The sequence below is a fragment of the Rhodococcus sp. OS5 genome (assembly GCF_056837585.1).
Window position 1 is genome coordinate 100,607 of sequence record NZ_CM166368.1, and the last position, 24,117, is coordinate 124,723.

General features: G+C 61.9%; 25 protein-coding genes. 12 read left to right on the plus strand and 13 right to left on the minus strand.

The window, feature by feature from the left end; genetic code table 11:
- Nucleotides 1-576 (minus strand): hypothetical protein, encoded by a 576-nt coding sequence (locus ACVZUB_RS00495; protein ID WP_232329960.1) that lies wholly within the window; start codon nt 574-576, stop codon nt 1-3.
- Between the two features lie 148 nt (nt 577-724).
- Between ACVZUB_RS00495 and ACVZUB_RS00500 the strand changes: the two genes are divergently transcribed.
- Nucleotides 725-1,183, plus strand: coding sequence for a GNAT family N-acetyltransferase (locus ACVZUB_RS00500; protein WP_042920782.1), 459 nt, complete (start codon nt 725-727; stop codon nt 1,181-1,183).
- 62 nt (nt 1,184-1,245) lie between these two features.
- Here ACVZUB_RS00500 and ACVZUB_RS00505 read toward each other — a convergent pair whose 3' ends face one another.
- The gene (locus ACVZUB_RS00505; protein ID WP_054780980.1) at nt 1,246-2,142 is read right to left on the minus strand and encodes an oxygenase MpaB family protein; all 897 of its coding nucleotides are present in this window, start codon (nt 2,140-2,142) and stop codon (nt 1,246-1,248) included.
- 171 nt (nt 2,143-2,313) lie between these two features.
- Between ACVZUB_RS00505 and ACVZUB_RS00510 the strand changes: the two genes are divergently transcribed.
- The gene (locus tag ACVZUB_RS00510; protein ID WP_003943607.1) at nt 2,314-2,772 is read left to right on the plus strand and encodes a hypothetical protein; all 459 of its coding nucleotides are present in this window, start codon (nt 2,314-2,316) and stop codon (nt 2,770-2,772) included.
- A gap of 152 nt (nt 2,773-2,924) precedes the next feature.
- On the plus strand, nt 2,925-3,308 hold the full coding sequence (locus ACVZUB_RS00515) for a helix-turn-helix domain-containing protein (protein ID WP_482628063.1): 384 nt from the start codon (nt 2,925-2,927) through the stop codon (nt 3,306-3,308).
- Here the strand turns inward: ACVZUB_RS00515 and ACVZUB_RS00520 are convergent.
- From ACVZUB_RS00520 to ACVZUB_RS00530, 3 genes are all read right to left on the minus strand, one after another.
- Entirely contained in the window at nt 3,254-4,702 is a 1,449-nt protein-coding gene (locus tag ACVZUB_RS00520) for a histidine-type phosphatase (protein WP_047272693.1), read from the minus strand. The genes ACVZUB_RS00515 and ACVZUB_RS00520 overlap by 55 nt on opposite strands.
- 378 nt (nt 4,703-5,080) lie before the next feature.
- Complete coding sequence (locus ACVZUB_RS00525; RefSeq protein WP_081557165.1) at nt 5,081-6,730, minus strand: class I adenylate-forming enzyme family protein; 1,650 nt, start codon at nt 6,728-6,730, stop codon at nt 5,081-5,083.
- Nucleotides 6,727-7,680, minus strand: coding sequence for a cyclase family protein (locus tag ACVZUB_RS00530; protein ID WP_003943547.1), 954 nt, complete (start codon nt 7,678-7,680; stop codon nt 6,727-6,729). Before ACVZUB_RS00530 ends, ACVZUB_RS00525 begins: the two co-directional genes overlap by 4 nt.
- A 163-nt stretch (nt 7,681-7,843) precedes the next feature.
- Here ACVZUB_RS00530 and ACVZUB_RS00535 point away from each other — a divergent pair, with 163 nt between their 5' ends.
- The gene (locus ACVZUB_RS00535) at nt 7,844-8,722 is read left to right on the plus strand and encodes a TetR-type transcription factor C-terminal domain-containing protein (RefSeq protein ID WP_231782780.1); all 879 of its coding nucleotides are present in this window, start codon (nt 7,844-7,846) and stop codon (nt 8,720-8,722) included.
- Nucleotides 8,723-8,768: 46 nt separating this feature from the next.
- Nucleotides 8,769-10,496, plus strand: a complete 1,728-nt coding sequence (locus tag ACVZUB_RS00540; RefSeq protein ID WP_482628064.1) for an oleate hydratase — start codon at nt 8,769-8,771, stop codon at nt 10,494-10,496.
- Nucleotides 10,497-10,503: 7 nt separating this feature from the next.
- On the opposite strand, the gene ACVZUB_RS00545 is transcribed toward ACVZUB_RS00540, so the two are convergent.
- Together ACVZUB_RS00545 and ACVZUB_RS00550 are read right to left on the minus strand one after the other, a co-directional pair.
- A complete protein-coding gene (locus ACVZUB_RS00545) occupies nt 10,504-10,881 on the minus strand; it encodes a DUF5313 family protein (RefSeq protein WP_003943558.1) in 378 nt (125 codons plus the stop codon).
- Between the two features lie 30 nt (nt 10,882-10,911).
- Entirely contained in the window at nt 10,912-11,883 is a 972-nt protein-coding gene (locus ACVZUB_RS00550) for a GlxA family transcriptional regulator (protein WP_054827480.1), read from the minus strand.
- A 71-nt stretch (nt 11,884-11,954) separates the two neighbouring features.
- Between ACVZUB_RS00550 and ACVZUB_RS00555 the strand changes: the two genes are divergently transcribed.
- From ACVZUB_RS00555 to ACVZUB_RS00565, 3 genes are all read left to right on the plus strand, one after another.
- Nucleotides 11,955-13,271: an MFS transporter gene (locus ACVZUB_RS00555; protein WP_030536659.1), complete on the plus strand. Its 1,317-nt coding sequence runs from the start codon at nt 11,955-11,957 to the stop codon at nt 13,269-13,271.
- A 78-nt stretch (nt 13,272-13,349) separates the two neighbouring features.
- Nucleotides 13,350-14,903, plus strand: coding sequence for a succinic semialdehyde dehydrogenase (locus tag ACVZUB_RS00560; RefSeq protein WP_003943578.1), 1,554 nt, complete (start codon nt 13,350-13,352; stop codon nt 14,901-14,903).
- A gap of 3 nt (nt 14,904-14,906) precedes the next feature.
- Nucleotides 14,907-15,350, plus strand: coding sequence for an SRPBCC family protein (locus ACVZUB_RS00565; protein ID WP_030536658.1), 444 nt, complete (start codon nt 14,907-14,909; stop codon nt 15,348-15,350).
- 61 nt (nt 15,351-15,411) lie between these two features.
- Here the strand turns inward: ACVZUB_RS00565 and ACVZUB_RS00570 are convergent, their stop codons facing one another.
- On the minus strand, nt 15,412-16,368 hold the full coding sequence (locus ACVZUB_RS00570; RefSeq protein ID WP_312639422.1) for a proline dehydrogenase family protein: 957 nt from the start codon (nt 16,366-16,368) through the stop codon (nt 15,412-15,414).
- A 115-nt stretch (nt 16,369-16,483) separates the two neighbouring features.
- On the opposite strand from ACVZUB_RS00570, the gene ACVZUB_RS00575 reads away from it, so the two are divergent.
- Nucleotides 16,484-16,888, plus strand: coding sequence for a hypothetical protein (locus tag ACVZUB_RS00575; RefSeq protein ID WP_228232358.1), 405 nt, complete (start codon nt 16,484-16,486; stop codon nt 16,886-16,888).
- 9 nt (nt 16,889-16,897) lie between these two features.
- Here ACVZUB_RS00575 and ACVZUB_RS00580 read toward each other — a convergent pair whose 3' ends face one another.
- From ACVZUB_RS00580 to ACVZUB_RS00595, 4 genes are all read right to left on the minus strand, one after another.
- Nucleotides 16,898-17,713 (minus strand): siderophore-interacting protein, encoded by an 816-nt coding sequence (locus ACVZUB_RS00580; protein WP_007735878.1) that lies wholly within the window; start codon nt 17,711-17,713, stop codon nt 16,898-16,900.
- Between the two features lie 144 nt (nt 17,714-17,857).
- Nucleotides 17,858-19,096, minus strand: a complete 1,239-nt coding sequence (locus tag ACVZUB_RS00585) for an HNH endonuclease signature motif containing protein (RefSeq protein WP_482628065.1) — start codon at nt 19,094-19,096, stop codon at nt 17,858-17,860.
- Between the two features lie 92 nt (nt 19,097-19,188).
- Complete coding sequence (locus ACVZUB_RS00590) at nt 19,189-19,806, minus strand: response regulator (protein ID WP_003943536.1); 618 nt, start codon at nt 19,804-19,806, stop codon at nt 19,189-19,191.
- Nucleotides 19,803-21,005: a sensor histidine kinase gene (locus tag ACVZUB_RS00595; protein WP_003943587.1), complete on the minus strand. Its 1,203-nt coding sequence runs from the start codon at nt 21,003-21,005 to the stop codon at nt 19,803-19,805. Before ACVZUB_RS00595 ends, ACVZUB_RS00590 begins: the two co-directional genes overlap by 4 nt.
- 114 nt (nt 21,006-21,119) lie before the next feature.
- Between ACVZUB_RS00595 and ACVZUB_RS00600 the strand changes: the two genes are divergently transcribed.
- The 3 genes from ACVZUB_RS00600 (at nt 21,120) to ACVZUB_RS00610 (ending at nt 23,455) form a co-directional block, all read left to right on the plus strand.
- Nucleotides 21,120-22,166, plus strand: coding sequence for an ABC transporter permease (locus ACVZUB_RS00600; protein WP_042920776.1), 1,047 nt, complete (start codon nt 21,120-21,122; stop codon nt 22,164-22,166).
- A complete protein-coding gene (locus ACVZUB_RS00605; RefSeq protein ID WP_003943539.1) occupies nt 22,163-22,903 on the plus strand; it encodes an ABC transporter ATP-binding protein in 741 nt (246 codons plus the stop codon). Before ACVZUB_RS00600 ends, ACVZUB_RS00605 begins: the two co-directional genes overlap by 4 nt.
- 111 nt (nt 22,904-23,014) lie before the next feature.
- Nucleotides 23,015-23,455, plus strand: coding sequence for a PAS domain S-box protein (locus ACVZUB_RS00610; RefSeq protein WP_482628066.1), 441 nt, complete (start codon nt 23,015-23,017; stop codon nt 23,453-23,455).
- Nucleotides 23,456-23,461: 6 nt separating this feature from the next.
- Here ACVZUB_RS00610 and ACVZUB_RS00615 read toward each other — a convergent pair whose 3' ends face one another.
- Nucleotides 23,462-24,088, minus strand: a complete 627-nt coding sequence (locus ACVZUB_RS00615) for a TetR/AcrR family transcriptional regulator (RefSeq protein WP_003943606.1) — start codon at nt 24,086-24,088, stop codon at nt 23,462-23,464.
- Between the last annotated feature and the right edge of the window lie 29 nt (nt 24,089-24,117).

The following is a 24,117-nucleotide window of genomic DNA, read 5'->3' on the forward strand; positions in this document are numbered from 1 at the left end:
CTAAAACGCTTGAACGAACGAGTACCAGTCGCCGTCGAACTCCTGGTATCCGATCTCGCCGTCGCGGCGGGGCTTGCCGAGATATGGTGCGCCGTCAGGTAAGTACGCCAATCCGATCGAATCGATTAGACCACCCTCGATGTGGAAGCGGCACCCGTTGCCGACGGGCCAGACCTGCAGGACCCGGTAGACGCCAATTGTTTGGTTGTCCATCGACTTCTGGCAATCCGCGGCCACTGCTTCGAGCGAATCTTTCGACAATGCAAACGCAGCACGCGAAGGGACGGACAAGGTCACGAGCGCACCGGTGACGAGCACGATCACCGGCGCGATCGTGCTCAAACGCAGAGTTTTGTACTTCATCCAGCCAATCAGGCTGAGTATCAACCACACTCCGCCCAAACCGAGCAGTACTGAGGCTGCGAGCGCAAAGAACGGAAAGTACACAACCGGCGGCATGAAGGACCACACGATGACGCCGCATGTGAGAGTGACAAGCACTGCGGTGACAATCGCTGTCACCTTCCACCAGGATGCCGGACCTCCACGCTCAGTTGTCGGATCACCGTCAGTCATCGGACAACCCTTGCACAACGCGGTAACTGCGGAGCGGCAACGAATGGAATTGTTCCACTGATTTACGTCGTGGTCGTCCTGCGTGGATCCGAAAATTGAACACTTTCGGCCCGGTCAGTGCGCTGACGCCTGAGGGTATGGTCGGATTGTGAACCAGGATCTGATCATTCGCCGCTACGTATCCTCGGATGAGGATGTGGTCGTCGACCTGTGGTCGCGCGCTGCCCGTGAAGCCCATCCGTTCCTTGCGGGTGAGGGGACGGGCGAACGCGAGCAGAAGATGCGAGAGGTTTATCTGATTCAGGCCGACAATTGGGTCGCTGAGCACAACTCCGCTGTCGTTGGACTGTTGGGAATGATCGGCTCCGAAATCGGGGGACTGTTCGTCGCGCCGGCGTCACAAGGGTTGGGCGTCGGGCGGGCGTTGGTCGAACACGCCACAACCATGCACGGCGAGGTGACACTCGAGGTCTACACCCTCAACGATCGCGCCCGCAGGTTCTATGCGCTGATGGAGTTCGAAGAAGAGGGGCGTCGACACGACGCCGAGACGAACCATGAATTGATCACCCTTCGTCGTACTGGTCGCGACTCCTCCCTCATCTAGGCATGAGAAACGCGAATCAGCCCGGGTGCCAGGAGTTCCACCACTCCACGATGGGAACCTGCTTACGCTTGGGCCTGCTGGTCTGCCTGCAGGTGCTTGACCGGGCATCCCGTGGGGAAGGTGCCGAGGTCTTCGACCTTGTAACCGCTCGGGTAGCTGCGGATGTTGGGCAGTTCGCGGGCGAATTTCCGCTTCGTACGCACGGGGAAGAACCGCAGCAGGCGCGCGCGGACCTTCAGCGCACCGCGTGAGACGACGCGCATCGCAGTGCTCGGGTGCCTGTAGTGGAAGGCGTCGAGTAGGTGATCGTCCATGAGAGCGAAGGCGAATCCCTTGACCAGAGCCTTCGGTGCCAGGTTGTTGGGCGGGAAGGTGCACATCAGGTCGAGGGTGGAATCAGCGACGGCTCGGGCGCCGGGATCGAATGAAAAGTGTTCGCGCTCATAGTCGTCGAGAAGTTTGACGAAGCCCTCGTAGGTGTCAGGAGTGTCTTTGATGTTCATGTACCGACCCAGGTGGCGGTAATAATTCGTCGACCCGACGATCTCGTTGTCGGTCATCTTCCGCCAGCCGTACTCGTCGAGCCATCTGACCGGCGTGACGACGAAGGTGGCCAGGACATAGAGCATGTCGTCGTTGGAGATGTCGTACGAGCCGTGCATCTGATTCATTCGACGCACGCTCTTGCGGCCTTCGGTGCTGCTGAGGCCGTGCTCGAGGATGGCGTCGAGGATCAGGCTGGTGTCGTCGTAGCGCTTCTGAACCTTGTCGGTGAACTCGCCTGTGGAGAAGAGGAGCTTGCCGATCGAGGGGACAGCGTATGTGCGGAACAGTGCGAAGCTGAGCGCCTGATTGATGTCCCAGGGAAACTCTTGCGCCGCGAGAATGCGCGACATCTCTTCGTAATCGGTTTCGGGATCGAGTTGATCCGTGCGACTGCGGAGGTCGTAGCGCTTCATCTGAACACTCCCTGGGACTGGTCTGCGCGCGGCAGAGATAGGTGTGAGCTGCACCACCGACTGTAGTTCTGACAACACGCGTTGTCTAGGGGGTGTGAATAGTCGTCTTTCCTTCGTTTCGGGCGTTGTACCAGGGGTATCCGGAAAGTGTTGTCGACCCGAGGAGCAGCTATGAGCGTCACACGCACGGCCGGGGTTTTTGCGGCCATCGGACTACCGATTGCCGCGAGCGTCATGTTCGCCGGAGTCGCCTCGGCTGATCCGCCCCACCCTTTCGGCGGCGCCGCCGTCACTATCGGGTGTCCGAATCAGGGGTCGCTGGCCTCGTTGACCGGGCTCACCGGCCAGTCCGGGCCAGAATCCAATCCGCCCATCGCCAAGGGTGACATTCGCTTCGATTCGTTCCCGGCCGCTGCACCCATCCCGGCGGCGGGTCAGGTGACTGTTGCGTGGGTCAACACCGACACGGGCAAGTCCGGAATCGTCGACCTGGTCGGTACTTATCCGTACCTGTCCGCGACGGTGAACACCGGCGTCGGCAATGTCGTTGCGACGGCGTTCGGTTCGATCAACTGGGGCAGTAGTCCCATCTGCCAGTCGAATCCGACGATCGGCAGGTTCATAGCCTGATCTTGAGCCTCATCGTCGCGGCCTGGACGGGCACAGGGTTGGCGGTATCGCGTGATTATCTGTCATCTCGGAGATACCGCCGGGTCCGTCCCATCCCATATTCTGAAACATGTTAGGTGAAAGCATATTTCAGGGATGGAAAAGGTGGCGACGTGAACGGGTCGAGCGCGCGTCAGTTGATGAGCCAGATGCTCGTCGAAAAACGAAACAGTCTTGCGCCCGAAAAGGTCGGCATGCGCTGCGAGGGTGCTCGCCGAATGCACGGCCTCAGTCGGCGCGATGTCGCGCAGATTGCCGACATCAGCTTCAATCACTATCAGCGGCTGGAACAGGGTACGTCCGTTGGTGTTTCGGCTCCGGTCATCGTGGGGATCTGCGACGCCTTGTTGATGGAAGACGACGAGAAGGCGCGCATGCTGGCATTGCACCAGGTATGGGCGCGCCCTCGTCGACCGCTGGCTGGATCCCGAGTTGCCGGATCTCAGGCTGCCGGTGAAATCTCCGGCAGGCAGCGGGCCAGTTCGTCCGGCGTGTAGAAGAAACTTCCGGCGCTCACCGGAGCGCACGGGGCAGCAAATGCTGTCTCGCGCTCGTTGTAGAGCATTCGGACCAGACGCTTACCCTCCGGTCCGGCGTACACGTCCCACTGCACGTTGGCGGCCATCGGGCTGACCTGCGATCCGCGCCAGGGGTTGTTCGCATAGGTGTAGAGGTCGCCCTCCGCCTGCGAGACGGTGCTTCCCGGCAGTTTCAAGAGTGCCGCGAAGGGGATGATCGTTTCTGCGTGTGCAAATCGGAAATCCGCTCCCGGGACGGCGTCGTCGCCGGTATGTTTCTGCAGGCCGCGCAGGAACTCGTCGCGCAGGACAGTTGCCATCCGGTAGGTGACGTCTTCACCGGTGAAGCCCGGGCCCTTGGCGTAGAAGTCCTCGGCATCGTTCGTGTATGCGAGCCACTGCGCGTCAGCAGGTTCGATGAACCGCTCGAAATTCCACTTGCCTTCTTCGGCCATGCCCGGAGTGATGATGTACGTGTTGTACAGCATGTACGCGGCGTCGACTTCGTTGTCGATCGTGCTGGAACCCTTGCCACGGTCGACGAGTGAGAACTCGCCCGCGCTCAGGCGGTTGACGAAGTCCTCCGAGTAGAGCCTGAGCATCATGTGCCGTGAGACCTCGAGGGTGCGCGGCAGATCGGCGATCTGGTCGTCGACGGCTTTCAGTCGAGGATCGGACTCTTCGTAGTCCTTGTAGTCGGCATTCGCATCCGAGTCGTGGAAGTAGAGGAGATCGGCATCATTCGTCACCGGTGCAACATCATCGGCGACGGCTGGAAACGCACCGGTCAGCCCTTGCGCGAAGTTCTCGGCGCTGTCCACGGCACGGTCCACACCCGACGAGGTCAAGGTGATGGTGCCCTGTTGCGCTGCGATGGCGTCGAACAGTTGGGGGAGGCGTTCAGTGACCCGCGCGCCGAGCTGTCTGTGTTCGGTGATCCCGCGTCCGCTGAGGTTGCCGTACCCCAGCTTCTTGTTGGCGGCCATGAGATCACGGAGGGCCGGGCCGAATTCCTTGCCGACGGGAGTCAATGCGTTCTCGGCTTCGGCGATTTCCCACAGCTGCAGGCTCAGGTCGTCGTACTTCAGGCTCGACAGTGCTCTGGAACCATGGCGCGCAACACTTTCCGTGTACACGGGGGAGTATCCCGTCGGCGGCGCCTGATAGTCGGCGATGCGCTGGCCGGGAGTGTAGGGCGTCTTGGACGTGAAGCCGCCGTCGCTGACGGTTGGTATCTCTGTCGAACCGGAGCTCGAACCGGCGTCGAGCGAACCGAACGGTGACGCCGTGGCGATGGACTGGACGCTGCTGGTGACAAGCACTAGTCCGACAGCGCCGGCAGCGGCCAGCACGCCGAAGCGTGAGCTTCGCATGGTGAGTTGATCCTCTCCGTCGGTGCCGAGGTGACACGACGGAAGGAAAGTTAGAACAGCTAAGCGTCCGAATTGCACCTATTTGCCCATGTGCAGATGGACGCGGGGTTACAAGTTTCGGATTCGCAGAGCTCAGGAGGGTTTGGCGGCAATCCCGATCGACACGGAGAGCGACAAAGCGATGAGGGTCATGGCCAGCCACTGGTAGCTCTTGGGCGTGGGCTGCTTCTTACGTCCGAACTTGCTCACTGATGTCTCCCGTTTGTCCGTGGGTACTCAGCACATATTACTGTTCCATTACCCCAATGGCGCGGTCGACCGGAAACTGTGCGCGATCAGACAGCAGGCGGACCGCGAAGTCCGCCCGCTGCCCCGCGATCAAGAGATCGTGCGCAGTTCCCGTCGCAGTATCTTGCCGGTGACGGTCTTGGGCAGTTCCTCCACCAGCACCACGGAGCGTGGGTACTTGTACGCCGCCATCCGCTGCTTGCAGTGATCGATCAGATCTTCCGGGGTGACGGACGCCCCCGCGACGAGGCTGACAAACGCCTTCACCGTCTCACCGCGGTATTCGTCGGCGATCCCGACGACTGCCGCCTCACGGACTGCGGGATGCTCGGCAAGAACGTCCTCGACTTCGCGTGGCCACACCTTGTAGCCGGACGCGATGATCATGTCCTTCTTACGGTCGACGACGTAGAACCAGCCGGCTTCGTCCATGAACCCCACGTCGCCGGTGTGGAACCACCCGTCGCGAATGGCCGACGCACTCTCCTCCGGCTTGTTCCAGTAACCGCGCACCACCTGTGGACCTCGGACGACCAGTTCGCCGATCTCTCCGATCGGCAGGACCGCACCGCCCTCGTCTTCGATGCGGACCACGGTGTTGGGTACGGGAACGCCGACAGACAGTGCTCCGGATGTTGGGTCGACCGGCGTATCCGCACCAACGGGAACGGCATGGGTCGGCGACGTGGTCTCGGTCAGCCCGTAGATGTTGTGCAGCGCAGCACCGGTCATGGCGCGGACGGCCTCGGCGGCAGTCGGCGAGATGGGTGCGCCGCCGGAATACAGCAACCGCATGGAGGAGAAGTCTTCCGGCGCGCAACCCGGAGTGTTGAGCAGTGCCGTAAAAGCAGTGATGGCGCCGACTGTGAATGTCGGTTGGTGCTCACGAATCGCGTCGAGCATCACCTCGGGCTGGAAGCGATAGGCAAGCACCAGCGGCATTCTCGCCAGGACGGACACCGCGATGTGACCGATCAACCCCGTGATGTGGAAGAGCGGTGCAACTCCGAGAACCGTGTCTTTCGGGGTGAGCCCCAACCAGTCCCGGTACACCTGGGCGTTGAAGGTCATGTTCGCGTGAGAGGTCATCGCTCCCTTCGGCGGACCTGTGGTTCCCGACGTATACGTCAGTACCGCAATGTCTTCCGGTGCAGCGTCGGTAGTGATCGGATCGCCGAGACGATGCTGGTCGATCAGCGTCGCGAGATCGTCGGTACCGAGGTCCTTCTTCACGATTCCGTCGAAAATCCTCGGATCGTTGCGGCTTTGGTACTCGAGTTCCGAGGTGGTGATGACTCGCCTGACCGGCGAGTCGGAGACGACGTTGCGGCCGACGGACTCGTAGAGCCCCTCGAGAGCGATCAGAACCGCTGCTCCGGAATCTTCGAGTTGGTATCCCAGTTCTCGTTCACGGCTCATCGGATTGATCGAGACTGCGACGCCGCCGGCTTTCCAGATTCCGGCGAGGGCGAGCACGAATTGCGGAACGTTCTGCAGGAAGAGTGCGACACGGTCTCCCTTCGCCAGACCACCTGCTCGTAGTGCGCGGGCCAGGGCGTCACTCTGCTGATCCACTTCAGCGAAACTGAGTTGACCGTCGAAGTACTTCACAGCCGTGGCGTCCGGATCAGAGCGGACCGCCGCTGCCAACATTTCGAGCATTGTGGGCTGTTCGACGTCGATGTCGGGGGGAACGTCGTTGCGGTACAACGCCAACCAAGGGCGATCTTCGTATGTCATTTGATGGCAACCGGATTCACGGGAGAGCCGCTGGCCTTGGCAACCTTGAGCGGTGCGGCGACGTACAAGAACGTGTACTGGCCGTCGGACGCGCAGTCCGCGGCCAGCTTCTCCAGATCGCAGATCTCGGTGAATACCACTCCGAGGTTGCGCATCAATGCGTTGTGGAGAACCAGTGCCACACCGTTTTCGGGGTCGGTGGTGACCTCGTTGGCAATGGTGTCGGTGACGAGGTTCGGAATCTCCATGTCCTGGAACCACTGGACGAGTTCGGGGCTGTAGATCAAGCCGGGCTCGCAGAAGCCCTCGTAGAAGGCTTCGCCCTGGTCGAAGAACAGCTTGAGGAAGTTGGTGCGGATGACGAGAATGTCACGCTTCTCGATGGTGACGCCCTGCGCTTCGGCACAGGCCAAAAGATCATGGTGCGTGAAGGTTTCGGCCTTGTCGAGGTTTTCCTTGCCGCGGAACTTCGCCATGTCGAGAAGTACTGCGCGTCCGACGACGCCGCGGTCGGCAATCGGTTCGACGCTGGCCTTCTCCAGGCCGCCGACAGTGGTATCAGCGGAGTATCCGTTCCACAGGGCGCCGTCGTACCAGACGTGGCCGAGTGCGTCGTACTGCGTCGAGCCCTGCAGGAACGCGTCGATCTTGTCGTCCGCGTAATGCAGGCCGCCGGGGAAGTTGGGGGCGTCGTCGCCGTCCCAGCTGCTCTCGTCGAAGATCTGTGTGCGCTCGGCAGGGCTGCGTCCCGGCCACACCGGATCACCCTTGGGGTCGCCGATGAGCCGTTGAAGCGTGAACACGGAACCCTGCTTGATGGTTCCGACGCCACGAAGCACCTGTCCGGCGTCGAGGTAGTTCAGTGAACCGACCTCGTCGGACTCTCCCCACTTGCCCCAGTTGCTGGGTGCGTCGCGCAGGAGTTCTCCAAGATATGGCGCCTCGGTCATGGTGATTCGATCCTCTCGCTACCGACACCGAACGATCGCTCGGGCGGACCTGGGTCTTTGTGATCCACATCATGTTCAGGCCGATAATCAGTAGTCAACAGGTTCACCGATTGCCGTGGTCATCGCATTGTTGGAAATCCAATGTTCGGGAATACTGAACACTGTGACCGAATTCGAGAATGCCGTCCTGATCGGAGCGTCGATCCGGCAAGCGCGGCGTCACAGCGGGCTCTCGCTGCGTGAATTGGCCAGGCGTCTCGATGTCAGCCCGGCTACCCTCAGCGCTGTCGAGACCGGAAAGACCAGAGTCAGCGTCGACCGGTTGGCGGCAATCGGCGGGATTCTCGGAGTGCGTTTCGACGCTCTGCTCCCGGCTGCGATAGTGCGTCCGCCGGAACAGCCGCGATGGGGAGGCGACGACGCCGACCCGGACGCACATTTTCGCCCGAACGAGTGGCGAAGGTTCGGTCCGAGTTCGTTCGATCCGGTGTTGGCTGCAGCGCTCGCGGAGATGGTGAAGACCGGATATCACGGCGCTGCGATGCGTGAGATCGCCAAACGTGCGCAGATGAGTGTTCCGGGTCTGTATCACCACTATTCCAGCAAGCAACAGATGTTGGCCGAAATTCTCGACCTCACCATGGCTGAACTGAACACGAGATCGTTGGCGGCTATCGACGAGGGCGAAAGTCCCTCCGAAAGGCTGGCTTTCCTCGTCGAATGTGTGACCTTGTTCCATATCTATCGGCGTGATCAAGGATTCCTCGGCGCCAGCGAAATGCGCAGTCTCACAGCCGAGAACAGGTTGCGCATCACGGAATCACGCAACTACCAGCAATGGTTGATGACGAAGCAGGTGGACGACGGAATCGCCGCCGGTGTGTTCGGGACGGATCGGCCGCGACAGGCCGCGCGTGCAATAGTCGTGATGTGTGTCTCTGTCGCGCAATGGTATCGGCCGAGCGGACCACAAACGCCCGAGGAAATTGCACGCGACTACGCGCGTTTTGCACTGGATCTGGTGCGCCTTCAGCGACCGTGACGGACGTCATCCGGTTCGGGTGATGCGCCAGCGGGCAAAGGGGTCCATGCTTGGAAGGTATCCGTACCGCGACTCGAGTAAGGAACGAAACCCAATGTCTTCCAAGCTGTCTCACAAGGCCTACATGATCGGTGCCGGCATCGGAAACCTCTCGGCTGCCGTCTATTTGATTCGAGACGGTGAGTGGAGCGGTGAGGACATCACCATCATGGGGCTGGACATGCATGGAGCGAACGACGGCGAATCTGCCGCTACCTTCCAGCACCAGTACGGTCATCGCGAGCTGGGCAACGACGCGGGCTTCATCAATCGTGGCGGTCGCATGCTCAACGAGGAGACCTATGAGAACCTCTGGGACGTGCTGAGTGTGGTTCCGTCGCTGGACAACCCGGGAAAATCGGTGACGGATGACATTCTCGATTTCGACCACGCGCATCCAACGCACGACGTCGCACGATTGATCGATCGCGACGGCATTCGCAACAAGGGTGAAAACGACTACAAGCACATGCAATTCGACAACAAGGATCGGTACTTGTTGACGAAGCTGATGACGATGCCGGAGTCGGACGAGGCAAAACTCGACGACATCAGTATCGAGCAGTGGTTCGAGGACACTCCGCACTTCTTCACCACCAACTTCTGGTACATGTGGGAGACCACATTTGCTTTCAAGCGGGTGAGTTCGGCGATGGAGCTGCGCCGGTACATGAACCGAATGATTCTCGAGTTCAGTCGCATTCAAACTCTTGCCGGTGTCACCAGATCCCCGTACAACCAGTACGAGAGCATCATCTTGCCGATGCGGGCCTTCCTCGAAGGCAAGGGCGTGAAGTTCGTCAACGAACTGAAGATCACGGAGTTCGTGTTCAAGGACACCCCGCTACGAGACGAGATCATCGTGACGGGACTCGATTACGAAAACGTCCGCACCGGTGAGAAGGGCCGAATCGACGTGGCGGAGGGCGATTTCGTCTTCGACACCAACGGCAGCATCACCGACAGTTCTTCGATCGGCGATCTCGACACCCCGATCGTCGAAGACATGGGATACGCACCGAGTGCGCTGCTGTGGAAGCAGGCCACCGAGCATTTCTACGATCTCGGGAATCCCGACAAGTTCTTCGGGGACCGGGCGCAGAGTGAGTGGACCAGCTTCACCGTCACCACTTCGTCACACGAGCTCATCAACGAGATTTCCCGAATCACCAAGCAACTCCCCGGAAATGCGCTCAACACATTCGTGGACTCGAACGTGCTTCTCTCGATCGTGGTCCACCATCAGCCGCACTACCACGCGCAGAAGGAGAACGAAGGAGTCTTCTGGGGTTACTGTCTGTTCCCGCGCAAGGACGGCGACTACGTGAAGAAGCCGTTCATCGAGATGACCGGGCGGAAAATGCTGGAAGAGACGCTCGGACACCTCGAGGCGCTCGACGAGAGCGGTGCGCTCGCCGCGCGTCGACAAGAGATTATGGACAGCGTCGTGAATTCGATTCCCAGCCATATGCCTTACGCCAGTGCGCTGTTCAATCGGCGCGCCGTCGGCGACCGGCCGCTGGTGGTGCCGAAGCACTCCAAGAACCTGGCGTTCATCAGTCAGTTCGCGGAGCTGCCGTTCGACATGGTGTTCACCGAGCAGTACTCGGTGCGCTGCGCTCAGGTAGCCGTCTACAAGTTCCTGGGGATTCCAGAAGACAAGCTCACCAAGATGCATCACTACGAGAAGGATCCGAAGGTCCTCGCCAAGGCCGCAGTGACGATGTTCCGCTGAGGGGTGCTCAGCGACCGTGCCGCTTCTCGTAGTCCTCGCGAGTGCGATCGGCACGGCGCTGGGCCTTCTCGTCGAGCAGTTCGGGATCGAGTCCGTGGCTCAGCAGGCGGTGACGGCGGTAGATGGTCCCGAGCGCCACGACGAAGTACGCGAGCGGGATGAGCAACAAGGCCATCATGGCCAAGGGAATCCAGATCGGTCCCGGGATCAAGAGGAACAGCAGAAGAATCAGCGTCGCCGGCACGGTGAAGCGGATGATGTAGCGGGCCTGGGCACCCGGTCCGACCAGATCGTTCCGCACCCAGTCCTGGTACCGGTCGGGGAGCGTCTTCCCCAGGAGGTATCCGCAGTACTGAGGAAAGTTCGGGCGAGTCTGTTCGGCCATGGCATCCAGGATAGTGCCTGGTACTGCCGCTTACACCGGTGCCTTGAACGTGCGTCGGTAGGCGCTCGGTGAAACGCCGAGCGCCTCGTTCATGTGTTGACGCATGGATGTCGCAGTCCCGAAGCCGGTTCGAGCAGCAATCGCATCGATCGACAGATCGGATTCCTCCAGTAGTTCCCGCGCCCGATCGACACGTCTGCTGGTCAACCAGCGGTTCGGTGTGGTTCCGACTTCGTCGCGGAATCGACGGCTGAACGTGCGGACGCTCATGTTGGCGCGCGTCGCCAGGTCCGCCAGGGTGATCGGGTCGTCGAGATGTTCGAGGGCCCAGTGCCGAGCGTCGGCAGTCGATTCCGAAGGCTTGTCGGCCAGGGGGCGTCGGATGTACTGAGCTTGGCCACCGTCGCGCCACGGCGGTACGACGCAACGCCTCGCGACGGTGTTCGCCACTTCCATGCCGTGGTCACGCCTGACGATATGCAGGCAGAGGTCGACTCCCGACGCCACCCCGGCCGAGGTCAGGATGTGGCCTTCGTCGACGAACAGCACGTCCGGATCCACGTTCACCTTGGGATAGACACGCTGGAAATGGTCGGTGTTGCGCCAGTGCGTCGTGGCGCGGAGTCCGTCGAGCAGACCCGCCGCGGCGAGGATGTACGAACCGGTGCAGATCGAGACCAGCCGAGTGCCCGGCTGGATGTGTTGGAAAGCTGCGGCCAACTCGGGGGAGAGGTAGCCGTCTTCGTAGGCCGGACCCAACTCGTACGACGCGGGGATGACGACGGTGTCGGCGGTGGCGAGCAACTCGCTCCCGTGGTCGACCGAGATGCTGAAGTCTGCGTCGGTCTGCACGGGATTGCCGTCGACGGTGCACGTCAGGATCTCGTACAGCGGCCGATCCTCGACGTCGAGGGCACGTCCGAAGATGCGCGCCGGGATGCCGAGTTCGAAGGGGATGACTCCATTCAGAGCCAGTACGACGACGCGATGCGGACCAGACATGGCTTGATTCTTTCATATATTGGCAATCTGGCCACTGTTCTCGATCGAATCCGAACTGCAGAATTCTCTCTGTGACTTCTGAGACCGCTCTCCCCGAATCAGGCCAACAGCAGGTGAGCCCGCCGCGCTTTCACCGCGCCTGGTCCGTCGCGATCGTGGCATTCCTGGCGTTGGTCGGTGCGGCGAGCTTCCGCGCTGCCCCATCGGTGCTGATCGATCCGCTGCACGAAGATTTCGGGTGGTCGCGCGCCAGCATCTCGGCGGCCGTCTCGGTCAACCTGATTCTGTACGGGTTGACCTCGCCGTTCGCTGCTGCCCTGATGGAAAGGTTCGGCATCCGGGCGGTTGTCACTTCGGCGTTGGCGCTCATCTCGCTCGGCAGTGGTCTCACCATCTTCATGACCTCGAGTTGGCAGCTCATTCTGCTGTGGGGTGTCTTCGTCGGTCTCGGTACCGGTTCGATGGCGCTGGCGTTTGTCGCCACCGTCGTCGATCGCTGGTTCGTCGAGAAGCGTGGTCTCGTGACCGGCATCCTGACGGCCGGTGGTGCTGCCGGTCAGCTGGTGTTCCTTCCGGTCCTGGCGAAGATCGCCGAAACGTACGACTGGAAGAGCGTCGCCTTCACAGTTTCGTTTGCCGCACTGGCCGTTGTGCCGTTCGTTCTGCTGTTCCTGCGTAACTATCCGTCAGACGTGGGTACGACGCCTTACGGAGCGCCCGCCGATTACGCCCCACCAGCCAAGCCTGTCTACCAGCGCGGCGGCGCCGGAGGCCGGGCGATCTCGGTGCTGGTGATGGCGTCGAAGACCAAGGTGTTCTGGCTTCTCGCCGGTACCTTCGCGATCTGCGGCGCGAGCACCAACGGCCTGATCGGCACGCACTTCGTCCCGGCGTCGCACGACCACGGAATGCCGATCACCACGGCCGCGTCCCTCTTGGCGTTGATCGGAATCCTCGACATGGTCGGCACCATTGCTTCGGGTTGGTTCACCGACCGGATGGACTCGCGAAAACTTCTCGGCATCTACTACCTGTTCCGCGGAATCTCGCTGCTCTTTCTGCCGTTGTTGCTCGCCAACACTGTGAATCCACCGATGATCGCGTTTGTCATCTTCTACGGGCTCGATTGGGTGGCGACGGTTCCGCCGACCGTCGCGCTGTGCCGTCAACACTTCGGCGCCGACGCTCCCATCGTGTTCGGTTGGGTGCTGGCATCGCACCAGATCGGTGCGGGTCTGGTGGCCTTCTTGGCCGGCCTCGTTCGTGATCAGATCGGCTCGTACGACGCTGCCTTCTTGGTGGCCGGCGCGCTCTGCGCGATCGCCGCAGTCATGTCGTTGTTGATCGCAAAACGTCCGAAAGAGGCAGTATTGGTTGACTCTGTCTGATTCGGCACTGTGATCGGTACCACCGACGGGGTAAGTTGTGTGTAACTCCAAGAACTACTCACCAGTAGGGGTACTGAAATGCCTGCTCCGTCCGCTGCGACCTTCTCGCGGCTCGCCGATCTGATCGCCATCGACAATGTTGCCGATCGCCCGACGAAGTCCATCACCGAGGTGTTCACCGGCAAGGAGCTGGCGACCATCCCCGTCGGCACCGCCGACGACGCACTTGCGGCCATCGCCCGTGCCCGCGTCGCCCAGAAGGAATGGGCCAAGCGCTCCGTCCTCGACCGCGCTGCCGTCTTCCACCGCTACCGCGATCTCATCCTCGAGAACCGCGACGCCCTCATGGACATGGCTCAGGCCGAGACCGGAAAGTCGCGTACCGCAGCTCAGGAAGAAGTCCTCGACATCTCGATGACGTCGCGTCACTACGCACGTGTGGCGCCGAAGCTGCTGCGCCCGCGTCGCGTCTCCGGCATGCTCCCGGGTCTGACGAAGACCGTCGTCCGCTACCAGCCCAAGGGCGTAGTCGGCGTCATCTCGCCGTGGAACTACCCGATGACGCTGGCCGTGTCCGACGCCATCGCCGCGCTGCTCGCCGGTAACGCCGTTGTCCTCAAGCCGGACAGCCAGACGCCGTACTGCGCGCTCGCCTGCGTCGAACTGCTCTACAAGGCGGGTCTGCCTCGCGACCTCTTCGCCGTGGTTCCCGGGCCGGGCTCCGTCGTCGGCACCGCCCTGGTTGAGAACACCGACTACCTCATGTTCACCGGTTCCACCGCGACCGGTCAGCTCCTCGCCGAGCAGGCCGGCCGTCGGCTGATCGGCTTCTCCGCCGAACTCGGTGGCAAGAACCCGATGATCGTCGCGGCCGGCGCAGACCTGCGCGAGGTCACCGACGCCGCTGTGCGTGCGTGCTTCTCCAACTCCGGTCAGCTGTGCATCTCCATCGAGCGCATCTACGTCGAAGAGTCCATCGCACCCGAGTTCATCCGCATGTTCGGTGACCGCGTCAAGAAGATGAACCTCGCCGCCGGATACGAATTCGGAATCGAGATGGGCAGCCTCGTCTCCGAGGCGCAGGTCAAGGCAATCTCCGCTCATGTCGACGACGCAGTGGTCAAGGGCGCCACCGTCATTGCCGGTGGCAAGGCTCGGCCGGACATCGGACCGCTGTTCTACGAGCCCACCCTGCTCACCGGGGTTCCCGAAGACGCCGAGTGCTACCGCGACGAGACCTTCGGGCCGCTCGTCTCGATCTACCCCGTCAAGGACGTCGAAGAGGCCATCGCTGCGGCCAACGACACCGAGTACGGCCTCAACGCCAGTGTGTGGGCGGGAAGCAAGGCTGCCGGTGAAGCCATCGCAGCGCGCATCCACGCCGGCACCGTCAACGTCGACGAGGGTTACGCACCGACCTGGGGCAGCACCGCAGCACCGATGGGCGGTATGGGTGTCTCGGGCGTCGGTCGTCGTCACGGCGCCGAGGGGCTGATCAAGTACACCGAACCGCAGACCGTTGCCACCACTCGCGTCATGAATCTCGGTGGACCGCGCGGACTTCCGGCCAAGGTGTGGGCAAAGCTCATGCCTCACGCCATCAAGATCATGTCCTGGGTTCCGGGCCGGTAACGGGTGGAAACCGCCAGCGCGTACATCGAGGCAACGCCGGTATCGGTGTGGAAGGTTGTCAGCGACATCGAAGGTATGGGTCGCTTCAGTCCTGAAAATACCGGTGGAACATGGACTTCCGGAACTCCGGGCACTGTGGGTGCAAAGTTCAAGGGCACCAACAAGCATGGTCTGATTCGGTGGAGCACGCACTGCACGGTGGTCGACGTGGTCGACTGCCGGAGGTTCTCCTTCGAATCGGACGAGCCGAAAGCGCGGTGGACCTATGTGCTCGAGCCTTCGGGAACGGGCACCGTGCTTACCGAGACTCGTGAGATCTATGCGACGCCAGCGCTTTACGTGCGCATGATGTCGGGTAGCGGCCTACTCGGTCGGGGTCGAGATCAGCTGATGCAGACCGGAATGGAAACCACCCTGGCGCGCATCAAGGCGTTTCTGGAGAGCTAGAAACTGACACAAGTGGGGCTGCACTCGATTCGAGTGCGGTCCCACTTCTGTTGTTGGAGATCTAGTTTGCAGTGCTGATGAGCGCAGCGTCGATCAGCGCGGTGTAGACACGCTCCGGTTCTTCGGCGATGCGATTGAGTACGTACAGCCACCACTGTGTTCCGAAGATGACGTATTCGCGTGTGGTGAAGCCCGCTCCTCGGAGTGCGTCCAGTTGCTCGGTGCCGAGGCCGAGCAGCATCTCGAACTCGACGTGCTCGCCTCTGAGCTTCGAATCATGTTCGGCGCGTAGTGCTTCGAGGATGTCACGGTCATGTGTCGCGATGGAGACCTGGTGACCCGAGTCGACGATTCGGGCTGCGTAGTCGAGATACGCGCTGCGCAGTTCGGCACTACCGCGTGGGTAGGCGACGGACTCGGCTTCGAGGAAGGCGCCCTTTACGAGACGGATGCGACCGGGTCGGTCCAGCAGAGCGGTGAGATCCTTTGCCGTGCGGTGCAGTCGGGCCTGAACGGTGATCCCCACGTGAGTGAACCGCTCGGCCAGTCGCGCGTGCATGTCGAGGACCAGGTCGGTGCGGTCGGACGCTTCGGCGGAGATGATCAGCTCGGCACCGGCGCGTTCAGTGGTCTCGGCCAGGCGCACGACATTGCGAAAGCACTGCTCTGGATCGATCACCAAGCCGATGTGCGAGAGGTCGAACGACACGGTGCTGTCGACGCCCGACGTTCCGATCCGTTCCGCCAATTCCACGAACACATCGGTTTCGGCGTTCGCGAGTTCGGGATCCCGGACGCTTTCCCCGGTGTATTCGATGCTCGCCTTGTGTCCTCGCGCGAAGATCGAGGGGAGTCGGTCGAAAGCGTCGTCGATGGTTTCGCCGCCGATGTAGCGAGCGGCGACTTTCCGTGCGAGTGCTGCCGTCGCAGCGTCCGCCATGGTGCGTTCTTTCAGGGATTCGTCGAGTGCGAGGCGGCGTAGGACGTCCGCGGCCTGGGCTTGTAGATCCGTGTTCACGGCTTCAGCGTATCCGGACGAGGGTGCGGGAATTATTCTACGAACCCTTGCGTTCGATCTATTGTCGATATATCGTCGATACGTCAAACAAACACAGACAGTCCAGGAGGACAACATGTACGCCCCACACAACAACCCAGAAATGCAAGAACGTCGCGAGCATGGCCGCCGAGGCCCGCATCGTGGACACGGTTTCCGTCGAGGATTCGAGGGCGAGCGACCCGAGGGTCGCTTCGAAGACCGAGCAGAAGGACGCCCCGAAGGCCGGCGCGGTCGACTTGACCAGCGCGGACACGGTCGGCCTCACTTCGGTGAAGCCGGCGCAGCGCTCCGTCCCGCGATGGGCCTACTCCGAGGTGCCGCTGTCGCGGTAGCCGCAGGTGGGACCGCCGAGCAGGTAGCCAAGGCCGAGGCAATTCTCGCCGAGGCACGCCGAGCACTGTTCGAGATGCTGGCGGAAAAGCCGGCTGACGCGCAGCAGGCTCACGCAGAATCTACCGCCACGCTGCCGGCAGAGTGATCACGGCGCTCAGGCGCCGACGGTGACTTCCTCGCTGTTCATGCCGGAAACGTGGCCGTCGGCGCCCTCTCGCCAGTACCCGACAACATTGTGCTTGTCGCGAGCAATTCCTCGAACTTCCCTCAGATGCTTACGAATGCGACGGCTTGTTGCGCTTTCGCATGCCACCCACGCGTAGATGTCGGCCGATTCGGATTCGGGAAACTCGACCTTCTCCACAGCCTCGAACAGTGCGCTCGGCGCCTTTCCGAGGCCACTCCCCACGAGCCACGTGTACGTGACGTCGCCGCGAGTGACAAATTCCTGTCGATCCTCTTCGGTTTCGACCTCGATGATCGCCTGTGCGACATCGCCTTCACGAAGTTCTTCGACAATCCTGCCCAGTCCGGGGAGACCCGTGGCGTCTGCGACCAGCAGCTGCCAGCGAGGACCCGCCGGTGCTTGGTAGTGGGACCGCGAACTGTCCGACCAGAAGACGCCTAGTAGGTGACCTGGTTCGGCCCGCAGGGCCCAATCCGCTGCAATACCGCCAGGGTGCACGACGAAGTCGATGTCCAGACGTCGGCCGCCGTCGTGCACCTTGCGCACGGTGTAGTGCCGCCACGGTGGCTCGGTTCCGAGATCGGCCTTGCCGTAGTCGGGATTGTTGAAGTAGTCGTATTCTGCTTCTGTTTCACCGGGTTTCGGGAACGCGAGGTCGATGCGCTCGTCGCCTTGTCCGCCGGTCGGCCAGTGCCAGTCGCCTTCTGCCTCGATGCTGATTCGCCGCATGTGCGGGGTCAGGGACGTGACGGTGACAACGCGGGCGGGTTCGCAGAAAGACATGCCTCGACCCTATGGGTCCGGCGTGTCGAAGTGGAGACAGATGCTGTCGCAAGACGGACATCGAGCGCAGCCGAAAAGGCCAGCGTATGCCCCGGGGCATGATTCTTCCCCGGTGCACACGCTGGCCTTTTCAGTTATGTCGGTTCACGCCGCTGTCGGTGGGCTGTTCCCGCCGATCGGCTGCTGATACGGATCGATCGACATCGGTGGGTAGAACACCGATTTGCGATCCGGGCCGATCTCCACCCGCCACTCCGTGTGGTGCAGCGTCCGATGGTGATGACCGCACAACAAGATCAGATTGTCGAGATCTGTTGGGCCGCCATCGTTCCAGTGAACAATATGATGGGCATCGCACCACCCCGATGGTGTCCCGCATCCCGGAAACGCACACCCACCATCACGAACCGCCAACGCCCGCCGCTGGGGTACCGTCGCGGTCCTTGCTTCTTTGCCGCAGTCGAGCGGAACACCGTTCTCGTCCAGGAGGATCCGGGTGACGGTGCAGTCGCACGCCAGCATCCGGGCAGTATCGATACTGATCGGGCCCACCCAATCCGCCCACGCGAAACCCAGTTCCTGAGTCGACGGCAACATATCCTTCATTGCTTTGAGGTCGGTCATGTCTTTCGCCGACGCAGTCACCGTGATGTGCGGTTTCACCCCGCCCTCGATCGGACCCAACCCCGCCCGCTCATACCGCCGCAGTAGTTCGCAAAACCCGTCCGCCCGCCGTAGCGCCGGCGTGCGGGTGTCCTTGACCCCGTCCTTCTCCGGTGTCGGAGTCGACAGACTCGACAACAACGTGATCAGACGGGCCCCGTTCACAGCATCCAGATCACCCTTCACCGACACGCGCCCGTACAGGCCTTTCGAGGCGTAGAACTCGTTACGCTCCGAATCCTCGCCGACCGGGACGCCGTCCTCGCGCTTGCCGTACTGCTTCTCGATCCGCCGGATCGCCGCCCGCACCGCATCGCAATCCGCAATGTTCTGCGACGCCAAACCCAACAGGATCCCGCGAGCCTTGTCCACATCCGCCGGCGTCATGTTCTTGGGCGGATGCTGACAAAACGACGCCACCTGACGGGCTTTCAACGCATCCACGTCACCACGATGAAACGCATCCGCCACAACAGGTTCGAGCATCAACAACCGCGCCAACCCGACCAGCAGACTGCACTCACCGATCTCCAGATTCGTCGAACCATGCAACCACTGCGCGATCGCCCGAAAACCCTTCCCACCGAGAACCTCCCGGGAAAACATCTCCACGATCAGCAACACCATCCGCGACTGCAACTCGTGCCGGACACGCACCAGATCCAGAACCTCACCCTTGAGGTCCTCGCCATCCAGTTGCCACGCATCCCGACTGTCCATGCTCAAAGTTTAATCGAACAAAGTTTCGAACACAAGAGAATCGCAGGCGAAAATAGCTGCTGTTCAGCTACTTTCGACAATTCGGGCAAATGTCAGATCGAACCCAGCTCCCGCGCACGAGCTACCGCCGACGTCCGCGACTTCACTCCCAACTTGCCGAAGATGTGAACCAGGTGCGACTTGACCGTGGTCTCACTCAGGAACAGTTCTTTGCCGATCTCTCGGTTGGAGCGACCCGCCGCCACCAACTTCAGAACTTCGATTTCCCTTGGGCTGAGGCTGGTTTCGGGTTTGCGTACCCGAGTCATGAGCTTCGACGCGATGGCGGGGGAGAGAACGCTGTCCCCGCTCGCAGCGGCGCGGACGGCTGACAGCAACTCGACCGGTGGTGTGTCCTTGAGTAAGTACCCGCTGGCCCCGGCCTCGACAGCGCTCAAGATGTCTGCATCCGTGTCGTAGTTGGTCACGACGAGTACGTGCGGCGGATTCGGCAGCGCGCACACCGCGCGGGTGGCGTCGACGCCCGTCTTCCCGGGGCCGAATCGCAGGTCCATGAGCACGAGGTCGACCGGCGTGGTGGCGCAGAAGGCTATGGCTTCCTCGGCGGTGCCCGCTTCGCCGACTACCTCGATGTCGGCTTCGCTTTCGAGCAGCGCTCGTAACCCGGCGCGCACGATCGCGTGATCGTCGGCGAGCAGCAGGCGGATCACGGTTCGCCGACTTCGAGAGGAAACGTCACCGCGACGGCCGTGTGTCCCGGCTCGGACTCGATGGAGAAAGTCCCGCCCTGCAGTTCGACGCGCCGGCGAATTGCATTGAGGCCGAAAGATTCCGCCGGGCCACGTTCGAGAACTGCCACGTCGAAGCCGCGACCGTTGTCGACCACGTCGAGGCTGACGGTGTCATCGGAATAGGTCAGTGTCACAGCCATTCTGGTTGCATCGGCATGGCGGAGAACATTGGACACCGCGCCCTGAGCGATGCGCACCAATGTTGCTTCGAGGGGCATCGGCAGCCGCACTGCCTCGCCTTCGACGACGGAGCGCGCTTCCAGTTCAGGACTGCTCGCGCGTTCGCAGATTCGACGAAGCGCGTCGGCGAGCGACTGACCGTCCAAGGCCGCGGGCGTCAATTCGGCTATGAGTTGGCGGGTTTCGGCAAGACTGTCCGCGGCAGTTTCCCGTGCGAGGCTGATCTGACGGATGGCCGGGCTGTCCGGATCGGCGCGTTCGGCAGCGTGAAGGAGCATCTGGATGCTCGAAAGTCCCTGGGCCACGGTGTCGTGAATCTCGGCGGCGAGTCTTTCACGTTCCGCGAATTTTCCGGCATCGCGAGACGTCGACGCCAATTCTTCACGAGTATTCATCAACTCGTCGATGAGACGACCGCGCTCGGCTGCCTCGCGGTACAGCGCTTGATATCCGAGGCCGATTGCAACCGCTACGGCAGCGCCGATGATCGGGCCGACGGCGCCGGCAATCGTCCATCCACGATGCAGGCCGGTGCCGACCACGGCGACAGCCGTTGCCGCGGTGACGGCGAGAAGACTCCAGGGGCGTCGCAGAATATGGAGATAGAGGAAGAAGAGTCCGAACGCGAGGTAGGCGGCGTCGGCGGATACCGCCATCGTCGCGATCCAGACGAGGGTCAGCACGGCCAGCCACCAGCGGGCAGCGTTGCCGCGCAGCCTTTTGGCGACCCCGAAAAGATAGACGGCAACAAAGATCACGGCCAACGCGATGATTGTTGCGGTCAGGTCGGATTCGTCGATCAGCGCTCGAAGAAACACCACACCGGCCAGCGCCATGACAAGGACATGCAGGCCCAGTTGTAGGCCGGCGAAGACAGGCGTGAGCGGCGATCGGTGCATCTCGCCCAGCTTAGCGAGGTTCGGGCCTGGTTCATCCATCAAAAGTTGTAAACCGGGATGGTTCTTTCGAGCGCTGGAATGTCGATCCGAGGTGCGATGGAAAGAGTCTGCATCCGCGAGAGCGTAGAGGCAAGCACAGGAAAGGAATTCACAGTGTTTGTCGCAATGAGGGACTTACGGGCAGCGCGAGGTCGTTTCGCGCTGATCTCCGTCGTGGTTCTGTTGGTTGCACTTCTGGTCAGTTTTCTCAGCGGGTTGACTGCAGGACTTCGCCATCAGAACGTGTCGGCCATCGAGGCCATGAATGCCGACACGGTGGTGTTCGCCGACACCGGAGCCGGGGCGTCGTTCGACGAGTCGGCGCTCACGCAGGACCAGGTCAACGCTTGGACCTCCACGTCGAAGGACGTCGATCCCATCGGAATCGGTCGCGGGAAAGCGGGATTGGCCGACGGAAATCAGAAGTCGGTGGCCCTGTTCGGCGCTGATGGCGGTTTCGGTGACGTGACGCCGTCGGCGTCAGGCACGGTGGTGTTGAGCGAAGGTGCCGCCCGCGAACTGGGGGCGGGCGCCGGCGATCAGGTGAGCGTCGGTACGAAGCAGTTCACCGTCAGCGCCGTTCGCGGTGACGACTGGTACAGCCATTCGCCCGTCGTCTGGATGACGCTCGACGACTGGCAGGCGGCCAATCCGCGCGGCGGAGTTGCGACAGTACTGGCTGTCACCGGAGCCTCTGACGCTTCCGCAACGGACAAGGCGGCTGCGACGACGTCGACGACGGTCAGCGGTTCGCTCGACGCGATCGGTTCGTACAAGTCGGAGAACGGGTCGTTGACGTTGATGACGCTCATGTTGTTCGCGATCTCAGCCCTGGTGATCGGTGCGTTCTTCACGGTGTGGACGATCCAGCGAACTCCGGACATCGCGACGCTGAAAGCGCTCGGTGCGACTACCGGTTCGCTGGTGCGCGACGCGCTGGGTCAGGCGCTCATCGTTCTGATTGCCGGTGTCACCGTCGGAATCGGGCTGACGGCCGTGGCCGGATCGCTGATCGGTGACGCCATGCCGTTTGTCCTGGACGCATCCACCACCGTCGTACCTGCCGTGGCATTGATCGGGCTCGGTCTGCTCGGCGCGGCCTTTGCACTTCGATTCCTCTCGACCACCGATCCACTCACAGCATTGGGGAGCGCACGATGACCATGACAACCGGCACCACAGTTCTCGACATCCAGAACGTCGATCTGACGTTTCCCGATGGGCAATCGCGGGTGACGGCGCTGGACGACGTGTCTCTGCGACTGCACCGCGGCGAGATCGCCGCGATCACCGGGCCCTCGGGTTCGGGCAAGTCCAGCCTGTTGGCGGTGGCGTCGACGCTGATCCGTCCGGATTCCGGGCACGTCTATCTCCGGACGCCGGAAGGCAGCACCGACATCGCTGCGCTGAGTCGGCGGGCGGCGTCGGAGCTGCGACGCTCGTCGATCGGCATCGTCTTCCAACAGTCGAACCTCGTGTCTTCGCTGACTGCACTGGAGCAGCTCGAGGTGATGGCGCATCTGGGGCAGTCCGTGTTCACGTCGCGGGCCCGTCGCAAGGCCGTGAAATCAAAAGCGATGGATTTGCTGGACGCTGTCGGGCTCGCGGATCAGAGCGGAAAACGGCCGTCCCAGCTGTCGGGAGGGCAGCGACAGCGCGTCAATCTCGCGCGAGCATTGATGAACGATCCGCAGCTTCTCGTGGTCGACGAGCCCACGAGTGCGCTCGATCAGGAGCGCGGTGCCGCTGTCATGGATCTGATCATCGGGGTGGTGCGGGAACGCGAGGCGGCAACCCTTCTCGTGACACACGACCGAAGTCACCTGTCTCGGATGGATACTGTCTATCGTGTTGTTGACGGTTCCTTGGCGGAGGATCAGGAGGCGCTCGCGGCGTGACTCAGGCGGGCACGATTCGGGCATTCGTCACTGCATCCGGGCGGGAAGTCAACCCGCGATTTGCTGGGCAGTTAGACTGTTGTCGACTCGGGCAACTTGAGAGGACGTGTTATGGAACGCCGCCGCAACGTTGCGCAGCCGCCACAATCGCCGATTGCGGATCTGGAGCAGATGCCTGCCCTGATTCTCCTCGACAGGCTTCCGGTGCCGGTCATGGCCGTTCACCGCGATGGCAGCATCGTTTTTGCCAACCCGTCTTTCGCTGACATGCTGGGATATCCCAAGAAGGCCGTCTCGGCGTTGCGTTTGCAGGACATCCTCTACGACAAGGATGCCGACGACGTCAGTGCAGAGCAGGCCCATCGTGAACTGAGTTCCGAGCCGGGCTCGGTCAAGGAGTTCGTGCACTCCGACTCCACGTTGGTGCGCGCGACGGTCAGCCAGTCTCTGCTCCGACGGGGCGACGACACGATCACCCTTGCCGTCCTCCACGATCTGACGGAGCGCCTGTGGAACAACCCACGGCACATCGACGACAAGCCCACCAAGTAATCCCAGCTACTTCCGGGATTTGACGGTTCGGTCCAGGCCGAGGGTGGCGGCAAGGGTGTTGACCACCCATTCTTCGTACTGTTGGCCGGTCCAACCCGCGCCGACCACGAGGTCTGTGTAGGTCTCGGGACTGAGCAGCGTGAGTGCGACGTTCACAGCTGTTTCGAGGTCGACGGTTGGCGCTTTTTCGACGATGCCGACCATCAGATGTTCCTGCACCGTGCGTCTCTGAGTGCGGTTGATTTGCCACAGACGGGCGGCGTCCTCGTCGGCGGAAGCTGCGGCCCGCAGTGCCAGCAGGATGTCTGCGGTGCGTTCCAGAATGAGCCGTCCGTGGTGAACCTGAATCCGGAGTTGTCCGAGTGGATGTGGGGCGCCGAGTGCTGCCGCCACCCACGGACGGTCGAGAGTTGCCGTCTTTTCCTCGTCGCCCGCAACGGCCACGTCGAGTAGTGCTGACAGCACGCTCGGCTTGTTGCCGAACACAAAATAGACACTCTGCACCGACACGCCCGCCGCCGCGGCAAGCTGCTTGATCGTGGCGGCCGCGTAGCCGGGATCGACAAAAACCTCACGCGCTGCCTCGATGATCTTGCGCCGCGCCGACGTGTCTTCCCGAAGAACCTCAGTCATGATTAGAGTTTAACTCTAGAGTCGAACTC

Bases quoted from the DNA above. Each gene is read 5' to 3' on its own strand.
- ACVZUB_RS00495 (WP_232329960.1), bottom strand. From the start codon at position 576: ATGACTGACGGTGATCCGACAACTGAGCGTGGAGGTCCGGCATCCTGG.
- ACVZUB_RS00585 (WP_482628065.1), bottom strand. From the start codon at position 19,096: ATGGACAGTCGGGATGCGTGGCAACTGGATGGCGAGGACCTCAAGGGT.
- ACVZUB_RS00550 (WP_054827480.1), bottom strand. From the start codon at position 11,883: ATGTCTGGTCCGCATCGCGTCGTCGTACTGGCTCTGAATGGAGTCATC.
- ACVZUB_RS00605 (WP_003943539.1), top strand. From the start codon at position 22,163: ATGACCATGACAACCGGCACCACAGTTCTCGACATCCAGAACGTCGAT.
- ACVZUB_RS00595 (WP_003943587.1), bottom strand. From the start codon at position 21,005: ATGGATGAACCAGGCCCGAACCTCGCTAAGCTGGGCGAGATGCACCGA.
- ACVZUB_RS00545 (WP_003943558.1), bottom strand. From the start codon at position 10,881: ATGGCCGAACAGACTCGCCCGAACTTTCCTCAGTACTGCGGATACCTC.
- ACVZUB_RS00510 (WP_003943607.1), top strand. From the start codon at position 2,314: ATGAGCGTCACACGCACGGCCGGGGTTTTTGCGGCCATCGGACTACCG.
- ACVZUB_RS00580 (WP_007735878.1), bottom strand. From the start codon at position 17,713: ATGTCTTTCTGCGAACCCGCCCGCGTTGTCACCGTCACGTCCCTGACC.
- ACVZUB_RS00610 (WP_482628066.1), top strand. From the start codon at position 23,015: ATGGAACGCCGCCGCAACGTTGCGCAGCCGCCACAATCGCCGATTGCG.
- ACVZUB_RS00505 (WP_054780980.1), bottom strand. From the start codon at position 2,142: ATGAAGCGCTACGACCTCCGCAGTCGCACGGATCAACTCGATCCCGAA.
- ACVZUB_RS00575 (WP_228232358.1), top strand. From the start codon at position 16,484: ATGTACGCCCCACACAACAACCCAGAAATGCAAGAACGTCGCGAGCAT.
- ACVZUB_RS00615 (WP_003943606.1), bottom strand. From the start codon at position 24,088: ATGACTGAGGTTCTTCGGGAAGACACGTCGGCGCGGCGCAAGATCATC.
- ACVZUB_RS00525 (WP_081557165.1), bottom strand. From the start codon at position 6,730: ATGACATACGAAGATCGCCCTTGGTTGGCGTTGTACCGCAACGACGTT.
- ACVZUB_RS00560 (WP_003943578.1), top strand. From the start codon at position 13,350: ATGCCTGCTCCGTCCGCTGCGACCTTCTCGCGGCTCGCCGATCTGATC.
- ACVZUB_RS00530 (WP_003943547.1), bottom strand. From the start codon at position 7,680: ATGACCGAGGCGCCATATCTTGGAGAACTCCTGCGCGACGCACCCAGC.
- ACVZUB_RS00520 (WP_047272693.1), bottom strand. From the start codon at position 4,702: ATGCGAAGCTCACGCTTCGGCGTGCTGGCCGCTGCCGGCGCTGTCGGA.
- ACVZUB_RS00540 (WP_482628064.1), top strand. From the start codon at position 8,769: ATGCTTGGAAGGTATCCGTACCGCGACTCGAGTAAGGAACGAAACCCA.